Annotated in this window: 7 protein-coding genes and 1 riboswitch; all 7 genes read left to right on the top strand. The window is 42.6% G+C overall.

Going from position 1 to position 17485, the window contains the following annotated elements:
• Positions 1–14: 14 nt before the first annotated feature.
• Complete coding sequence (locus ACIQCE_RS13625) at positions 15–2099, top strand: hydantoinase/oxoprolinase family protein (protein WP_400495468.1); 2085 nt, start codon at positions 15–17, stop codon at positions 2097–2099.
• Positions 2074–4065: a hydantoinase B/oxoprolinase family protein gene (locus ACIQCE_RS13620; protein WP_400495467.1), complete on the top strand. Its 1992-nt coding sequence runs from the start codon at positions 2074–2076 to the stop codon at positions 4063–4065. The genes ACIQCE_RS13625 and ACIQCE_RS13620 overlap by 26 nt, the downstream gene beginning before the upstream one ends.
• Positions 4062–5147: an ABC transporter substrate-binding protein gene (locus tag ACIQCE_RS13615; RefSeq protein WP_400495466.1), complete on the top strand. Its 1086-nt coding sequence runs from the start codon at positions 4062–4064 to the stop codon at positions 5145–5147. Before ACIQCE_RS13620 ends, ACIQCE_RS13615 begins: the two co-directional genes overlap by 4 nt.
• 8 nt (positions 5148–5155) lie before the next feature.
• Positions 5156–6253 carry an ABC transporter ATP-binding protein gene (locus tag ACIQCE_RS13610; RefSeq protein WP_400495465.1) on the top strand — a complete coding sequence of 366 codons (1098 nt, stop codon included), beginning with the start codon at positions 5156–5158 and terminating at the stop codon, positions 6251–6253.
• On the top strand, positions 6253–7122 hold the full coding sequence (locus ACIQCE_RS13605) for an ABC transporter permease (protein WP_400495464.1): 870 nt from the start codon (positions 6253–6255) through the stop codon (positions 7120–7122). The genes ACIQCE_RS13610 and ACIQCE_RS13605 overlap by 1 nt, the downstream gene beginning before the upstream one ends.
• Positions 7115–7918: an ABC transporter permease gene (locus ACIQCE_RS13600; RefSeq protein ID WP_400495463.1), complete on the top strand. Its 804-nt coding sequence runs from the start codon at positions 7115–7117 to the stop codon at positions 7916–7918. The genes ACIQCE_RS13605 and ACIQCE_RS13600 overlap by 8 nt, the downstream gene beginning before the upstream one ends.
• A gap of 367 nt (positions 7919–8285) precedes the next feature.
• Positions 8286–8376: riboswitch (cyclic di-GMP riboswitch) on the top strand.
• Positions 8377–8521: 145 nt separating this feature from the next.
• Positions 8522–17485 (top strand): non-ribosomal peptide synthetase (locus tag ACIQCE_RS13595; protein ID WP_483861792.1); only part of this gene is annotated, 8964 nt, incomplete at its 3' end.

Raw genomic sequence — 17485 nt, 5'->3', positions numbered from 1 at the left:
GGAGGGGAGTACAAATGGCGGATGTCTCTTATCGGCTCGGAATAGATATAGGCGGAACATTTACTGATTTATCGCTGATAAATGAAGTAACAGGGGAGCTCACGGAACTCAAAACACCGACAGTGACAGATGACCCAGCTCAAGGGGTTATCAATGGTTTAAATCTCCTAAAGAAAAGGGGCATTGATTTATCCAAAATCCAGTATCTTGTGCATGGGATGACAATTGGTCTGAATACTTTATTACAACGGAAAGGGGCCAATTTAGCACTTTTTGTAACGGAAGGTTTTCAAGATATATTGTCATTACAGCGTTTGCGCCTTCCAATTCCTTATGACTTCAATTCTCGCTTGCCACAACCATTGATACCACGAAAGCATGTATTTCCAATCTCAGAGAGGTTATTACATGATGGTACGATAAAAAAAACTCTCCATTTGCAGCAGTTAGATGAAGCTGTACAGCAGGTCATATCTAAAAAATTAGCAGGTATTATCATTTCTTTTTTACATAGTTATCAAAACCCAGTTCATGAATTACAGGCCAAAGCCTATATAAACAATCGATTCCCAGAGCTAGAGGTGCTTACTTCATCTGAATTATGGCCACAAATGAGAGAATATGAGCGTACAGTGATGTCTGTTATCAATTTGTACATTCAACCAAAGGTGAAACATTATTTGAAAACTTTGGAAACTCGTTTGAAAGAAGAAGGTGTACCGCTTTCTCCATACATTACTCAATCAAATGGTGGTTTAATGGATGCAGAAAGTGCTGCAATCTCACCTGTCAAAACGCTTTTTTCTGGTCCGGCAGCTGGCGTTATCGGCGCTGCAAGAATTGCAGCATCTGCGAACGAATCTAACCTGATTACTCTTGATGTTGGCGGTACGAGTGCAGATATTTCTATTATCCAAAATGGACAACCAACAATGGCTCAGTCCAACCAGTTATCAGGCTTTCCGATCATTCTTCCATCTGTTGCGATGTATTCAATTGGTGCAGGCGGTGGTTCTGTGGCTTGGGTTGATCAAGGCGGTTTGTTAAAGGCAGGACCTGAATCAGTCGGTTCCCAGCCTGGTCCGGCATCATACGGAAAAGGTACGAAAGCTGCTTTAACAGATGCGTTTCTCATTTGCGGTTATCTCAATCAAGACCGTTTTGCCGGCGGACATTTACAATTGCAACTTTCTGCTGCGAAAAAGGCGTTTCAACCAATTGCTGATCTGTTGGATAAAACGATTGAAAAGGCTGCTGACCAGCTTATTCAAGTCGCCGTAGCCAATATGTACTCGGAATTAAGTAATGTCATGGAGCAGCAAGGCTTTGATCCAAGAGACTTTAGTTTATTAGCATTTGGCGGCGCCGGACCTGTTTTGGCAAATTTCCTTGCTAGAGAAATACATGCGAAAAATGTAGTCGTTCCTCCTAGTCCTGGAACATTATGTGCTCTAGGAGCTCTAACAGCTGATTTTATTCATGACGCTGTTTTATCTAAAAAGATATGCTTGCAAGATTATACGATTGAACAATTAAAACAAGATTACGAGGTACTTTCACGAAAAGCGACGGATTGGTTCCTTCAGCAAAACATCCATCATATCAAGAAAACTTCCATTCTATTATTGGCTGACGCACGTTATCAAGGGCAAGCATTTGAAATTGAATTACCGTTATCTGCTCATTGGCTAAATCAAGAACAAGACGTTCATCATCTCATTGAAGCGTTTCATGAGTTACACAATCGTCAATACGGACATAGAGATGATCAAGCAAAAATTGAATTTACTCATTTAAGGGTTCGAATCATAGGAGAGACTCCGCCGCTTCCTTTCTCATCAATTGATGAAAGCAGTGGGCAGTCTTTAAAGCCGAATCAATATAGACCTATTTTTATAGAAGAAAAAGAGTACGAAGCAGTGATCTACAAGCGGAGTGCTTTAAAGATAGGCTCTATTGTAAATGGACCTGCCATTGTTGAGCAGGACGATACAACAACACTGATCTTGCCGAATTGGATAGGAGAGGTTGATCTTTCAGGAAACTTGGTGATTTCAAGGGAGGTGGCTTTACATGAAAACCGATCCAGCAAAGCTTGAGATGATGCGTAGTTATTTTAATGCCATTGCATCTGGTATGGGGCATGTCATCGAACGGACGTCATTTACAACCTTTGTAAAAGAATCTGCTGATTTTGCGACAGCATTAGCAACACCATCTGGAGATTTCTTTGTTTATCCGAAGACCGTCGGTGTGACAATCTTTTTAGGACTTAATATAAAAAAGGCCGTTGAAGAAAGCGGTCCTCTGCAGGATGGAGATATAATTATCACAAATGATCCTTACACGACAGATGGTTTAGCTACTCACCTTCCAGATGTCCATATCATTAAACCAATTTTTGTAGATGATGAAATCATTAGCTATGCTTGGTCTTTCGTACATGTAAGTGATGTTGGGGGTCTTGTGCCTTCAAGCATTTCACCAACTGCTACCGATATTCATCAAGAAGGATTGAGAATCCCGCCCGTCAAAATTTATGAAGCAGGGAAAGAGAATCAAGTGGTTCGATCTTTTTTAAGAGCCAATAGCCGGGCAAGTCACCTAAATGATGGCGATATCAATGCCATGATAGCAGCCGTTCATACAGCGGATATTCGTTTAAAAGAAATGATTGAGAAATTTGGAAAAGATGAAGTAAAGCAAGGAATGTTTGATTTGCTGAAGCAAGCAGAAGATCGTGCAGGGAAGGTGATTGAAGCAATTCCTGATGGAACAAGTGAATTCGCTGACTATTTGGATGATGATATGATTTCAGACGTTCCTATTCGATTAAAAGTCATGCTAACTGTCAGAGGAAAACAATTGACGCTGGATTTTTCTGAGTGTGATCCGCAAGTAAAGACAGCATTTAATCTTGTCACCAACGGTCAGAAACATTCCTTCCTATATCAAGGGCTGATTAATTACATCATTAGTAAAGATCCATTTATACCGATCAATGGTGGTATAACTTATCCGATAGAAGTTATTTCCCCCAAAGGGACGCTTGTGCATCCGGAATATCCAGCGTCTGTTGGTATCAGGCATTCTATTACGATGAGATTGTACAATGTTGTGCTCGGTGCAATTGGTAAACGATTGCCCGAGGCTGTTCCAGCAGCTGGTGCAGGTCAATCAGCCATTGTCGTTCTCTCTGTTCCTGATGATCAAACAGGTGGGAGAAAAATGTCCGTTGTCGAACCGTTAGGCGGAGGTGGTGGTGCTCAAAAAGATGCTGATGGAGTTGACGGTATTGATCATGCATCAGGATTTTTAAAGAATACACCAATTGAAAGTTTGGAACAGCACATTGATATTCATGTTCATAGATATGAAATTTTACCTGACACTGGAGGTGCGGGGGAAAATAGAGGTGGGCATGCCATTGGTTTGGAATTTGAAATGCTAAAACCAGAATCCATGGTGACAGCACGAGGAATGGAACGGATGAAATTCCAACCTTGGGGTTTAATGGGCGGTCGAGCAGGAACAGTTGGTAAGGTAAAGCTCGTCACACAAGATGGGGAAGAAATAGACCAGCCGAAAATTGACGTCCTGCGTCTTGAAAAAGGAGATATCGTTCAATTGACATCTCCAAGTGGAGGGGGATGGGGAAATCCATTCACTAGGAAGAAAGAAAAAGTTCTTCAGGAAGTTGAAGCAGGTCTACTAAGTAAAGAAAGAGCTCTACAAGAGTATGGTGTCAAAGTCTATAAGGCAAACAATGAATGGAAGGTCGATGACCAAAAAACAAGTGAGCTCCGAGAAAATGTTCATGCTTCTGCATCTTCTGATGTCTTTTGGGATTTTGGAGAACAAAGAGCGGCTTATGAGAAAGTATGGACAGACGAAGCAAGCAGTGAATTGGCCATTCTTCTTCGTACATATCCAGCAAATGAACGTACGCACTATAAACACAAAGTTCATGCACATTTCAGTAATAGAAATGAACCGTTAACGAAGACAGATGTAATTCAAGCACTTCGTCAAATAAGTCAACAAAAAGGGGGAAATGAATCATGAAAAGAAGGGTAACAGCCATTTTTGCAGGAGTTCTATCAATGGTATTTTTGCTGACTGCCTGCGGTGGTAATGGACAGGATCAAAATAAACAGCAGCAGACCGTCATCGTTGGCGTATACGGCGGTGATTGGGAAAAGAACATAAAACCGATTCTTAAAAAGTTTGAAAAAGACACTGGAATCAAAGTTCAAACTGTCTCCGGTGCAGATTCGGAATGGTTCACGAAATTAAAAGCGTCAAACGGTAAAAATCCGCCGTATGATTTGCTCATCTTACAGCCTGATACCATTCAAAGAGGAATCGCAGCAAATGTCCTTGAACCTATTGATGAAGAGAAAGCACCTAATGTGAAAAAGCTTTATCGCTCTGTTCAAAAGAAACTCACTGTTGATGGGAAGCAATATGCAGCAGGTTTTAGTATGGGGCAGCTAGGGATTGCTTATAGAAAAGATCTTGTCAAACAGGAACCAAATAGCTGGACGGATCTATGGAGCAGCGAGTTAAAAGGGAAGATTGCGATTTCTTCTCCAACCTATTCAGCCGGACTGCAATTTTTCTCTGCGCTTGTTCACGCTCAAGGGGGGACAGAATCAAATCCTAAGGATGTTGATAAAGCATTTAAGAGCCTAGCGCAATTAAAGGGACATGTGGCGGCTTTTCCTGATAATCCAGGGTCCATTCAAACTTTACTAGAGCGTGGTGACGTTGTTGCAGTCCCATATTGGGATGGACGTGCATTTGCGCTTGAAGAGGAAGGGATGGATATCGGTTTCTCATATCCAAAGGAAGGTGCGGTTGCGGCGGTTGCAAGCTGGGCATTAACGAAAGGAAGTCAACATGAAGATGCTGCTTACCAGCTATTAAACTATTTAAGTGGAAAAGAAGCTCAGGAGGATTTCTCAGAAAAATCTTATTACGGTATGTCAAATTCAGACGTGAAATACAATGACAAGATTAAGGGCAAAGTGAAGGTTGGAGAGAATTATTATAACAAGCTTACTTGGGTAGATTATGAGACAGCTACATCAGAGCTGGGCAATTGGACAAATCGTTGGAACGAAGTATTAGGCGGAGGAAAATAGGTGATGGCATGAGCGGAATCAATTTAGAACACATTAGCCAGCATTTCGGCGAGCAAATTGCTCTTGACGATATCAGTCTCACTGTAAATGAGGGGGAATTTTTCTCCCTTCTTGGTCCTAGCGGCTGCGGGAAATCCACTTTACTAAACATTATTGGCGGCTTTTTAGAACCTACAAAAGGAAATGTCTATATTGGGGATCAGGATGTGACGACATTCCCTCCTTATCAAAGAAAAACCGGTATGGTGTTTCAAAGCTATGCGCTCTTTCCGCATCTTACAGTATTTGATAATGTGGCTTACGGCTTGAAGGTTCAAAAAAAGAAGAAAGCAGAAATAGAGAAAAAGGTGAAGGAGAGTTTGTCCCTTGTTCAATTAGAGACATATGCGAAACGTATGCCACACCAGCTAAGTGGCGGTCAGCAGCAGCGGGTGGCAATTGCAAGAGCACTTGCTACACAGCCGGCGGTCCTCCTCCTTGATGAACCGCTTAGTAATCTAGATGCAAAGCTAAGAAAAAATATGCAAACTGAACTTCGGAATATCCAAAGGAATGTCGGTATTACAACAATACTCGTAACGCATGATCAAGAAGAAGCATTAAGTCTTTCGGACCGTATTGGGATTCTGGGAGAGGGGAAAATTCAGCAAATTGGGACGCCTTTAGAGGTGTATCGTCAGCCGAAAAATCGATTTGTCGCTGAATTTATTGGGCAAGTTAATTTATTTGAAGCGGAATATGATGAGATTCGTTCCACATTGACTGTTCCACATTTAAAACAATCAAATGGGCAACACGTTCAGTTACAGGTTGCTGCACATGAAGCGGAGAGAGAACAAAAGAAGCATCTACTCATGTTGCGTCCTGAGAGAATTGAAGTGTCATTAGCGCAAGAGGATGATCGACCAAATCATGTCACAGGTGTTTTAGCAGATGTGAGTTATATCGGTCATTCATTACGTTTAGTGGTGGGGCTTGAGATTGGTGAAATCATTGTGCATGCATCAGATTCAGCCTTTCCACAACTGCCAACGATTGGAGAAACGGTCCATATCAATTGGCAGCCTGAGGATTTAGTTTTCTTAGATTCGAAGGTGCATATATAATGCGAATCAGAAAAAAGAATCAACGGTTTCACTGGTTTATGCTGCTGCCAGCGTTTTTGTTTCTCGTCGTGTTTCTTCTTGCCCCACTCGTTATGATGTTCGTCGTCAGTTTTAGAGATGTCGATTCGATGATGAATACATTACAAACATATAGCCTTGCTCAATATATGCATGTGTTCACTACAGACGCTTATGTGAAGGCGATTGGAAGTACAGTATGGGTTGCACTCCAGACAACGGTCATTTGTTTATTGATGGCTTATCCTGCAGCGTACGTGCTAGTAAAGGCTCCCAATCGACGATTACGGGCATTTTTTTATATCTTACTTGTTTCGCCTTTGCTTACAAGTGTTGTCATTCGAACTTTTGCATGGATAGTCCTTCTCTCGCAAAATGGTCTGATTAATGACATACTAATAGATTTGCATGTAATTGAGCAACCATTATCTATGCTGTGGAATATGAATGCGGTCATTATTGCTTATGTACAGGTTATGCTGCCGTTTGCAGTGCTCCCTATTGCGACGAGTTTAACAGATATGGATCTTCATTTAAGGCAGGCATCTATGAGTCTTGGTGCTGGACGTATATGGACCTTTTTTCATGTGACATTACCGCTCACGATTCCGGGAATGATTACTGGAGCCATTATTGTCTTTTCACTGGCGGCAGGGAGCTATATCACCCCGCTTTTAGTAGGTGGACGAATGCAGCCGCTGCTGCCGCTTTCTATTTACCAGCAGGTCATGCAGGTGTATAACTTACCGCTTGCTGCAGCGATGTCATTTACTTTACTAGTTTGTGTGTTAGCGGTGGTCAGTCTATTAAGCTATCTGTTAAAGCGTTGGGAGGCGAGAATGCATGCGTAAACAGTCAATAGGCAATCGCTTGCTCTCGATCTTGATTTGGACTGCTGGATTATTGGTTTATCTGTTTTTAACAATACCTGTTCTTGTCATTGTCCTTTCTGCTTTTAGTCCAAATGCTTTTCCTGAATTCCCGCCTACTTCGCTATCAGTGCGCTGGTTTCATGCGGTGGTGTCAAACCCTGAATGGATGGAGTCTTTGCGTATCAGTGTCATTCTGCTTTTGATCGTCACTCCTCTTACTGTTTTACTAGGAACGATGGCTTCGTATGCTTTGGCCAGGCTATCCTTTAAGGGAAAGGAAGCCATTCAGGCTTTTATTTTGTCACCTTTAATGATTCCACAGGTGGTTTTAGGAATTGCGATGCTCTACCTGTTTACGGCAATGGGTGTTACAGGGTCGATATGGGCGCTTGTCATTGGTCATATCATTATAGGTTTTCCGTATGTTGTCCGAACGGTGGGGGTCAGTGTATCCAATCTTGATCCACGGCTTGAATTGGCTTCAATGAATCTTGGTGCTGGACCCATTCGCACGTTCCTTCGAGTTACGCTACCTTTAATTAAGCCGGGGATTATTGCAGGCGGGGTGTTTTCGGCTGTCACGTCATTTGGTGAAATCTCCATTAGTTTGTTTGTGTCATCTCCACAAACCATTACAATTCCAGTGAGAACCTTTAATTACATTGAGCAAACTTTTGATCCAAGTGTCAATGCGATATCAGTCATCTTTATCATCATTTCTATCATTGCGCTGCTGATCATTGAGAAAACGATCGGTTTGTCTAAGGTTATGTAAATATAATGAAGAAACAAGGAGCTGCCTTTTTAAAAAGCAGCTCTTTTTTTGTCATTCTCATGTTTAAAATACTCAATACTTTAAGAAATATAGTACTTAAGATTTAAGGAAATGGGAGGGATAAAAGGAGTTTTCCCTCCTACATTCATGGGGAACATAAAGAAAATTAAGGAAAAACATGATATTTTTGCGGTGTTCATTCATTTATTTTCGGCAAAACGCAACTATTATTAGTTATTTTCGGTAAATATCATAAATTCATGTGCTCTACTTTCGGCAAAACGCATGAATCTTTACACCCATTTTTCGGTGAAAAAAACAATCATTTCATATAAAGTGTACGTAAATAGAAAATATCTAAAAGAAAAGAAGAAAAAGGCAAATCTATGGAAACGTAGAGACGCAAAGCCATGTCCTAAGGTGAAACGCTTCTTTGCTATGGTCGGCAGGCTACCGAATGAAAAAGTGGAGTCCCTCCGTTTTATTCGGGGTGGGCTCCTTTTTTCCATTAATTCCGTCTATTTTAATGAAATAGACTTGGTTCTTTTGGTATAGAGGATGCAGGGTGTCACATTGGTGGAGAAAACAGAGAAGAGACGGAGGATGAGAATGAATACAGTATATTACCCGTTAACACATGCGCAAAAACGAGTATTCTACACGGAAAGGTTTTATCCAGGTACAAGTATTTCTAATTTAGGTGGGTTCGCCAGATTAAGATCAGTATCAGGTATAAAACCTTCTTTGGTCGTTGATGTTCTTCAAGAATACATTCGCCAAACTGACTCTCTTCGTTTAAGGCTTGTTTATCAAAATGAGCAGGAGGAGCCTGTTCAATATATCAAACCATATGAGAAATACCCGATTCGCATTGTGAACGGTTGGAGTGAAGAGGCTGTAAGGGCGTGGGCGAAAGAACAAATTCGCAAGCCGATGGCGATGATTGACAGTCCTCTGATTGAGTTTACAGTCTTTCAAATCAGTGAAGAAGAATGCTGGCTTTTCTGCAAAGCCCATCATATTATCGCCGATGGTATTTCCATTATCCTGATGGGCAATCGCATGATGGATTTATATCATGACATGCTGCATGGGGCAGAGGTTTGCCAAGTTGAGGACATTTCCTTCGTTGATCACATCATGAGTGAACAAACCTATGAATCTTCTAAACGATTTCAAAAGGATCAAGTTTTTTGGAACAAGCAATTTGCACATATCCCAGCATTTGCTTCTTTAAAGCAGCATCAGGGTTATCATGTGAGCTTAAATGCGGAACGGTTTTCTAGGGATATTCCTGATTCTTTAAAAGAGAAATTGCGTGCTTTTTGTGAAGAACAAAAAGTAAGTATGTTATCTCTGTTTTTGTCCGCAGTATATATTTATTTACGTCGATTTAGCGGCATTGAGGATGTTGTACTGGGGACCTTTATGGGCAACCGGACAAATGCCAAAGAGAAAAAGATGATTGGCATGTTTGTGTCGACCATTCCTATGCGGGCAACTGTCCATGCGTCTCATTCTTTTATTGACTTCGTGAAACATGTCATGGCTGATCAGATGAAAGTCTTGCGTCACCAAAAATACCCTTACAATCTGTTGATGAATGATTTGCGTGAGAGAGAGGGATTTACAGGGCGCCTTTTTGATATTTCGATAGAATATCAGGTTATGCAGTGGCAGAAAAAAGAGAATATCTCTTTCATCACAGAGCCAATTTTTAGCGGAAGCGGAATGAATGATATCTCTATTCATGTAAAGGATCGCTGGGATACTGATACATTGACTATTGATTTGGATTACCGTACAGAGCTGTTCAGCGAAGATGAAATGAGCCTGATGTTTGAGCGGCTCGCCGTTTTACTAGAAGCTGCTGTCTCTCAGCCTGATCAGTTGATTGGGGAATTGCCTCTTCTGACAATGAAGGAACAAAAGTATCTGCTTCAATTGTCGGAAGGTAAATCGTTTCAACTGCCGGAAGCGAAACCGATTCATCACTTGTTTGATGTTGCCGCAGAGGTTTATTCAAAGCAATTAGCCGTTGTAGCGGAGAATGGAACACGGACATATGGCGAACTGCACCAAGAGGCGGTAAAAATCGCAAGATATTTACAGATGAAAGGTGTTTCGCGTGACGTGCCTGTCGCTGTTTTAATGGAGCGAACAGCGGATGCGATATCTGCTATTTTCGGCATTTTAAAGGCCGGCGGGGCCTATGTACCGATTGATCCAGCATTACCTGATGAGCGTATTCAATATATTGTAGAAGATTCAGGTGCTCCGATTATTTTAACAGAGAAGTCATTAGTAGAGCGATGCCCGCATCTGACAGAGAAAATGGTGGTGCAAAAGGATGTTCTGTCAGATGACAGCTTGCTGCCTAAGTTGCTGGATGAGGCGTTACCGCAGGATTTAGCTTATATGATTTATACATCAGGGACGACTGGAAAACCGAAGGGCGTCATGATTGAGCATCTTCAGCTACATCATTTAGTCCATGCTTTGCATGATGAAATCTATCAAGGGGCAAGTCAGCTTCAAATGGCGCTCTTGGCACCGTTTCACTTCGATGCTTCGGTGAAACAAATCTTTGCCGCACTTTTATTCGGGTATACGCTTCATATCGTTCCAAGAGAAATAACCCGAAATGGAATGCAGCTAGCAGCCTATTATAGAGAGTACCAAATAGAGGCGACAGACGGGACACCGGCACATGTGCAGCTTTTACTGGCGGCGGAGGATTTAAACGGTCTTTCGCTGACTCACATGCTGATTGGCGGGGAAGCGTTACCGAAAAAAGCGGCTCAGTCCCTCATTGAAGCAGTTCGTGTGAGCCAGCCTGACTTCACACTATGGAATGTGTATGGTCCTACGGAGACGTGTGTGGATGCGACTGTGCATCGAATTGATCTCAATGAACTTCAAGCGGCATCTGAACAGCGGTCTGTCTCGATTGGGAAACCGCTTGGTCATCATCGTATTTATATTTTAAATGAACACCAGCAATTACAAATGCATGGTGCTGCCGGAGAGTTATGCATTGCCGGTATAGGGGTTGGACGGGGATATTTGAATCAGCCTGAGTTGACGAAAAAAGTGTTTACGCCGGACCCGTTTTCTTCCCATGAGACAATGTATCGAACAGGGGATCTCGTCAGGTGGCTTCCAGATGGCACGATTGATTATCTTGGAAGAATGGACGATCAAGTGAAATTGAGAGGATACCGCATAGAAACAGGCGAAATTGAAGCAGTGATTGAGCAGGTAGATGGTGTTGATAAGGCAGTGGTACTAGTCGTCAATGAAGCAGACGGTGAAAAGGTATTGAGTGCTTATTATCAAGCCACTCGCGAAGGCGTGTCAGTAGAAACGCTGCAAGCTAGGATTAAAAATCAGCTTCCTGCTTACATGGTTCCTCTCTATTTTAAAGAAATTGATGTGTTCCCACTCACAGTGAGTGGGAAAGTCGATCGACGTGCGCTTGCTGCTTTAAAAGGAGACAAAGCTATTAGTGCTGTATATGTTGCACCTAGAAATGATCTGGAAGCGGAGCTTGTACGCTTATGGGAAGAGGTACTTGATCAAGAGAAAATGGGTGTGTACGATTCGTTCTTTGAGCGAGGGGGGCATTCTCTCAAGGCAATGACTTTGCTGACACAAATTCAGCGAGCATTTCATGTAGAGGTTCCGTTGTCTGTTTTGTTTGAGCAACAGACGATTGTAGCATTGGCAGCGTTTATTGCGCAAGCGGATGAATCGCTTAAAACGAGCATTCCAAAAGCGCCTGTTTCTGACGATTATCCGTTGTCACCATCGCAAATGCGGGTGTATATGGTGAGTCAATTGGAGCAAAGTACAGCGTATCATATGCCGGCTGTAGTGAGATTGAAGGGGGAGCTGCAAGTAAAGAGGCTGACTAAAGCGTTTGAAAGGCTAATGACACGTCATGATATTTTGCGCACTTCTTTCCATTCAATTAAAGGCGTCCCTCGTCAGCGAGTAGCCTCGTCGGTTCAATTTCAAATAGAAAAGTTGCCGGACGGTACGATGGAAGAGAACATGAAGCATTTTGTCAGACCGTTTGACCTTGAGCGTGCACCGCTTCTTCGTATCGGATTGAAGCCATTACATGATCGGGAACATCTTTTGTTCTTCGATATGCATCATCTGATTTCAGACGGGCTTTCGATTGATTTAATCCTGCGCGAGCTGTCGGATGATTACGAGGAGTTGGTCAAAGAACCATTGCCACTCCAATACCAAGACTATGCTGTTTGGCAAAAGCATCTATCAGATCAAGGTTTTCAAAAGGAAGAAGCATTCTGGCTTCGGGAATTTTCCGGTGACATACCGGCTTTACAGCTACTGACAGATTATCAGCGTCCGGCTGTTCAATCCTTTATTGGGGATCGTGTCACAAAAGTAGTAGATGATACATTAAGAAATCAGTTACAGGAGCTTGCTACGAAACATCATACGACACTGTATACGGTACTGCTTTCTGCTTACTATACATTGCTTGCGAAATACACGGGGCAAAAGGAATTCGTGGTAGGAACACCTGTGGCCGGTCGGGGGCATGCAGATCTGCACGAGATGATCGGCATGTTTGTACAGACCATCCCTTTGCGGTCAGAGGTTGAATCGAATGCCACAATGACGCAGTTGATCGAGCATGTGAAGGAAAAGACAGTACAGGCGTTTGAGCATCAGCAATATCCATTTGAGCGTTTGCTTGAGAAACTGAATTTACAAAGGGATTTTAGCCGTCATCCACTCTTTGATACAGTCTTTACGTTTACGCCTGATCATTCGTCTATACAGCAAATTGGAGATATGAAAGTGGAGGTAGAGGAAACCAATTTTCATATCGCCAAATTTGATTTGACGTTGCAGGCGGTTGATTCAAGTGATGGTTTATCTTTTGTCCTCGACTATAGTACGGCGTTATTTAAACGAAGTACAGCGGAGCAAATGGTGAAGCATTACGTTTATCTTCTTGAACAGATGGTCGATGCACCTCACGAAGTCATTCGTTCGTATCGTTTGCTGTCAGATCATGAGACAGAGGTTCAGCTACAAATGTGGAACCCGTTACCTGCACCATATCCTGCGGAAGAAACGATTGTGACACAATTTGAAGCTCAGGTTCAGCTATACGGTCAAGAGCCTGCGCTGCAATTTAGAGACACGGTTCTTTCCTATCAGGAGCTGAATAGACGTGTGAATCAGCTTGCTCATGACTTGCAAGAAAATGGCTTTGAAAAAGGAATGAATGCTGCATTATTCTTTGAACGGTCAACTGAAATGGTCATCTCTGTTCTGGCGGTATTAAAAGCGGGTGGAGTCTATGTGCCAATAGACCCTGACTTCCCAGATGAGCGTATAAAGCACTTCTTATTCGATAGTGATGCACAATTTTTACTTACCCATCAGGTGTTGCGACAACGTTCTGTGCTTACAGCCTTTGAAGGAACAATCATTGAAACAGAAAATCTGACAATTGAGCAGCAGCCAGAAACCAATGTAGCCGTACACATTTCGCCCGAGGACTTGGCGAATCTTACTTATACGTCTGGTACAACAGGCCTGCCTAAAGGAAATATGGTGACACATCGTAACATTTTGAGAACAGTGAAGCAGTCGAATTATCTCACGATTCACAATCAAGACACGGTGATGAGTCTATCAAACTATGTATTTGATGCCTTTATGTTTGATGTGTTTGGGGCTTTATTAAATGGGGCGAAACTCATTGTTCTGCCAAAGGACAAGATCTTAAACATGAATGAGCTTTCTCAAGCAATTGAGAAGGAAGATGTCAGTATTTTGATGATGACAACAGCACTTTTTAATTTACTGATTGATGTGAAAAAGGACAGTCTTAAACACGTGAGAAAGGTTCTTTTTGGCGGAGAGCGTGCTTCTGTACCTCATGTCGTATCAGCACTTGAAACGATCGGGAAAGACAAGCTCGTTCATCTGTATGGACCATCTGAAAATACAATTTTCACAACCTATTATCCTGTGAATCAAATAGAAGAACAAGCACGATCTGTCCCAATCGGAAAGCCAGTGAGTCAAACCGCTGTTTACATTTTAGATGAGTCTGGACACTTACAGCCGCCATGCGTTGCTGGAGAGCTGTGTGTCGCCGGAGATGGACTGGTGAAAGGATATTATGGTCAGCCTGAATTGACAAGCGAGAAGTTTGTAGAGAATCCTTTCAGACATGGTGAAAAAATGTACAAAACGGGCGATCTGGCAAGGTGGTTATCAAATGGGGAAGTTGAATTTATTGGGCGAATGGATCATCAAGTGAAGATTCGAGGACAACGGATTGAACTTGGAGAAATTGAACACCAATTGTTGCGACATCCTCAATTGAAGGAAGCCGTTGTTGTAGCAAAATCAAATGATACATTGTGTGCATACTTTACAGCAAAAGAATCTGTCTCTTTAGCAGATTTACGTGAACAAGTGGCACGTGAATTACCTGCATATATGGTCCCGACGTTCTTCATGCAATTGAATGAGCTTCCGCTGACCGGTAATGGCAAAGTGGATAGACGGGCTTTACCAGCACCTAATGTGAGTGAGCGAGTGACAAACGAATATGTGGCCCCTCAATCTGAAACAGAGCGTATACTAGCAGGTATTTGGGAGGAAGTGCTTGAGATTCCGAGAATCGGCAGGTACGATCATTTCTTTGAGTGCGGGGGACACTCGTTACGAGGCATGAAGATGCTGCATATGCTGTATGAAGAGATGCAAGTGGAATTAACGTTAAAATCTTTATTCGAATCACCAACATTAGAGGCATTTGCACTTGCAGTTGATCAAGCTGATCGAACCGAGGTCAAATTGATCGAAAAAGCATCAGAGGCGGCATATTACCCAGTCACATCTGGTCAGAAAAGATTGTACGTTCTTCAGAAAATAACAAATGCCGATCAAAGCTATCATATGCCTGCTGTTCTGAAGCTTGAAGGATTATTTGATGAAAAACGATTTGCTGATGCGGTTGACCAACTTGTTCAACGTCACGAGGCATTCCGGACGAGCTTTGGTTTTGTTCAAAATGAACCTGTTCAACGAATTGAAAAAGATGTCACTGTAAATATTGAAAGAATAGAAGAAGACGGTCAAGAGATTCATCAATTGATGAGGGATTTTATTCGTCCATTTGATTTAGAAAAAGCACCATTACTAAGAGTTGGTCTCGTTCCTGTCTCATCCGATCTCCATTATTTACTGATTGATATGCACCATATTATTTCAGACGGTGCGTCTGTCAATATTCTTATCAATGAACTTTCGAAACTGTACCGAGGAGATCAACTAGAGGACTTAACCATTCAATATAAAGATTATGCTGTTTGGTCAAAAAGTGAAGATCAGCTTGCACAAAAAAGCAAAGAAGAGGCGTTTTGGCTCCAACAATTACATGGGGAGCTGCCTGTGCTGATATTGCCTGAAGATCTACCAAGACCGAAAGTGCGAACATTTGAAGGAGATCGTATTACATTTACGATTGATGGAGAATTCAAAAAGCGGCTGGATGAGGTTGTCAGGTCAATCAACTGTACAACCTATACACTGCTACTTGCATGCTACAGTACACTTTTAAGTAAGCTGGCTAGACAAGAAGATATCATTATTGGCTCACCTATTGTTGGTAGAACCCATCCTGATATTCAATCAGTGATCGGTATGTTTGTAAATACATTGGCACTGAGAACAAAGCCAGCAGGACATCAGCCATTTGCTGATTTTGCGTCAAGTGTTCATCACCTTGTGTTAGAGGCGCACGAACATCAACTCTATCCATTTGAAGATTTGGTCGATCAAGTACAAACGGTACGAGATACAAGCCGTCATCCACTCTTTGATGTCGTGTTCTCAATGGAAAATGCCGATATACGTAATTTGAATATGGACGGCATACACATTGTGCCGCAGTCATTTGAAGAGAAAACGGCAAAATTTGATTTGACCTTAACAGGAAAAGAATCAGCCGATCAAATTGAGCTTGTTTTTGATTTTAATACGTCTATCTTCCAAAAGGAATCGGTAGTGAAATGGAAGGAGTATTTTCTTTACCTAATTGAACAGGTGATTTTAGCACCTGATCAACCGTTAGATCAATTGCAATTGTTATCAAATAAACAACAACAGACACTTCTTGCTGATTGGTCAGGACCTATCCTTGAAGTCCCAGAAGATCAAACCATTCATGCCCTGATTGAACAACAAGCAAACAGTACACCTCATCAAAAGGCGGTGACCTTCTGCCACGCAAGCTGGACTTATGAGGAACTGAACAGCCGAGCGAATATTCTTGCCGAGAAACTAATCTCCCTTGGCACAAAGCCAGGAGATCGGGTAGGCATTCTCACCCGTCCATCACTTGAGATGTCAGCCGCTTTACTTGGCGTTTTGAAAGCAGGTGCGGTCTTTGTGCCAATGGATGCCGATTACCCTAAACAGCGGATTGCATATATGCTGGAGGACTGCGGGGCAGAGGTGCTTTTGATACAAAAAGACTTGCCGGTTCCACTGCCGTTCACAGGTTGCGTACTTTATTTGGAAGAGGCGTTTGAAGGAGAAGCGCAGGACGTTCACGTCCATGTCAAACCGACCGATCTCGCTTATATCATTTACACATCCGGTACGACTGGAAAGCCGAAAGGTGTCATGATCGAACATCAGTCACTTGTCAATCTCTGTTTCTGGCACAAAAATGCCTTTGAGGTGACGAGTGCAGATCGAACCGCAAAATATGCCGGCTTTGGCTTTGATGCCTCCATATGGGAGATATTCCCGACATGGATCGCCGGTGCAGAGCTACACATCATTGATGAAGCCATTCGACTCGATATTGTCAAGCTCAATACGTATTTCAATGAAGAAGGCATCACCATTGCATTCCTGCCGACACAGCTTTGTGAGCAATTTATGACGCTTGAGAACGATTCCTTGCGCTATTTACTCACAGGCGGTGACAAGCTCAAGCAGGTGAAGCCAGTCCGTTACACACTTGTGAATAACTATGGACCAACTGAGAATACCGTTGTGGCGACAAGCGGTATCATTGAACCAAATCAAGGCACGCTTCCTATCGGAACAGCGATTGCCAATACCCGCTTTTACATCATGAGTTCTTTATATGATCTCTCGCCGTCAGGCGTACCTGGAGAGTTGGTCGTTGCGGGGAAAGGACTGGCGAGAGGTTATTGGCATCTCCCAGAGGAAACGGACAAACGATTTGTGGCAGATCCATTTTATCCAGGAGAGCGCATGTACCGAACAGGTGACCTTGTCAAATGGACAGAGGATGGCGAACTGATCTATATCGGCAGGAAAGACCATCAAGTGAAAATTCGCGGATTCCGTATTGAGTTGTCTGAAATTGAAGCCCACCTACTTGCACTTGATTCAGTGAAAGAAGCGGTGGTGACGACCGTTCAAAATGCAGGCGGTCAGACCGCACTTGCCGCATACGTTGTCACAGATGAAGAAACGAGCACCTTGCAAGAAAGCTTAAAACGAACATTACCAGAATATATG

Source organism: Bacillus sp. NPDC093026, from assembly GCF_044754665.1.
Lineage (GTDB): Bacteria > Bacillota > Bacilli > Bacillales > Bacillaceae > Bacillus > Bacillus maqinnsis.
This window is presented reverse-complemented; position numbering and strand designations above follow the sequence as displayed.

Excerpts from the sequence above, each read along its gene's own strand:
- ACIQCE_RS13625 (WP_400495468.1), top strand. The coding sequence starts at position 15 with ATGGCGGATGTCTCTTATCGGCTCGGAATAGATATAGGCGGAACATTT.
- ACIQCE_RS13620 (WP_400495467.1), top strand. The coding sequence starts at position 2,074 with ATGAAAACCGATCCAGCAAAGCTTGAGATGATGCGTAGTTATTTTAAT.
- ACIQCE_RS13615 (WP_400495466.1), top strand. The coding sequence starts at position 4,062 with ATGAAAAGAAGGGTAACAGCCATTTTTGCAGGAGTTCTATCAATGGTA.
- ACIQCE_RS13610 (WP_400495465.1), top strand. The coding sequence starts at position 5,156 with ATGAGCGGAATCAATTTAGAACACATTAGCCAGCATTTCGGCGAGCAA.
- ACIQCE_RS13605 (WP_400495464.1), top strand. The coding sequence starts at position 6,253 with ATGCGAATCAGAAAAAAGAATCAACGGTTTCACTGGTTTATGCTGCTG.
- ACIQCE_RS13600 (WP_400495463.1), top strand. The coding sequence starts at position 7,115 with ATGCGTAAACAGTCAATAGGCAATCGCTTGCTCTCGATCTTGATTTGG.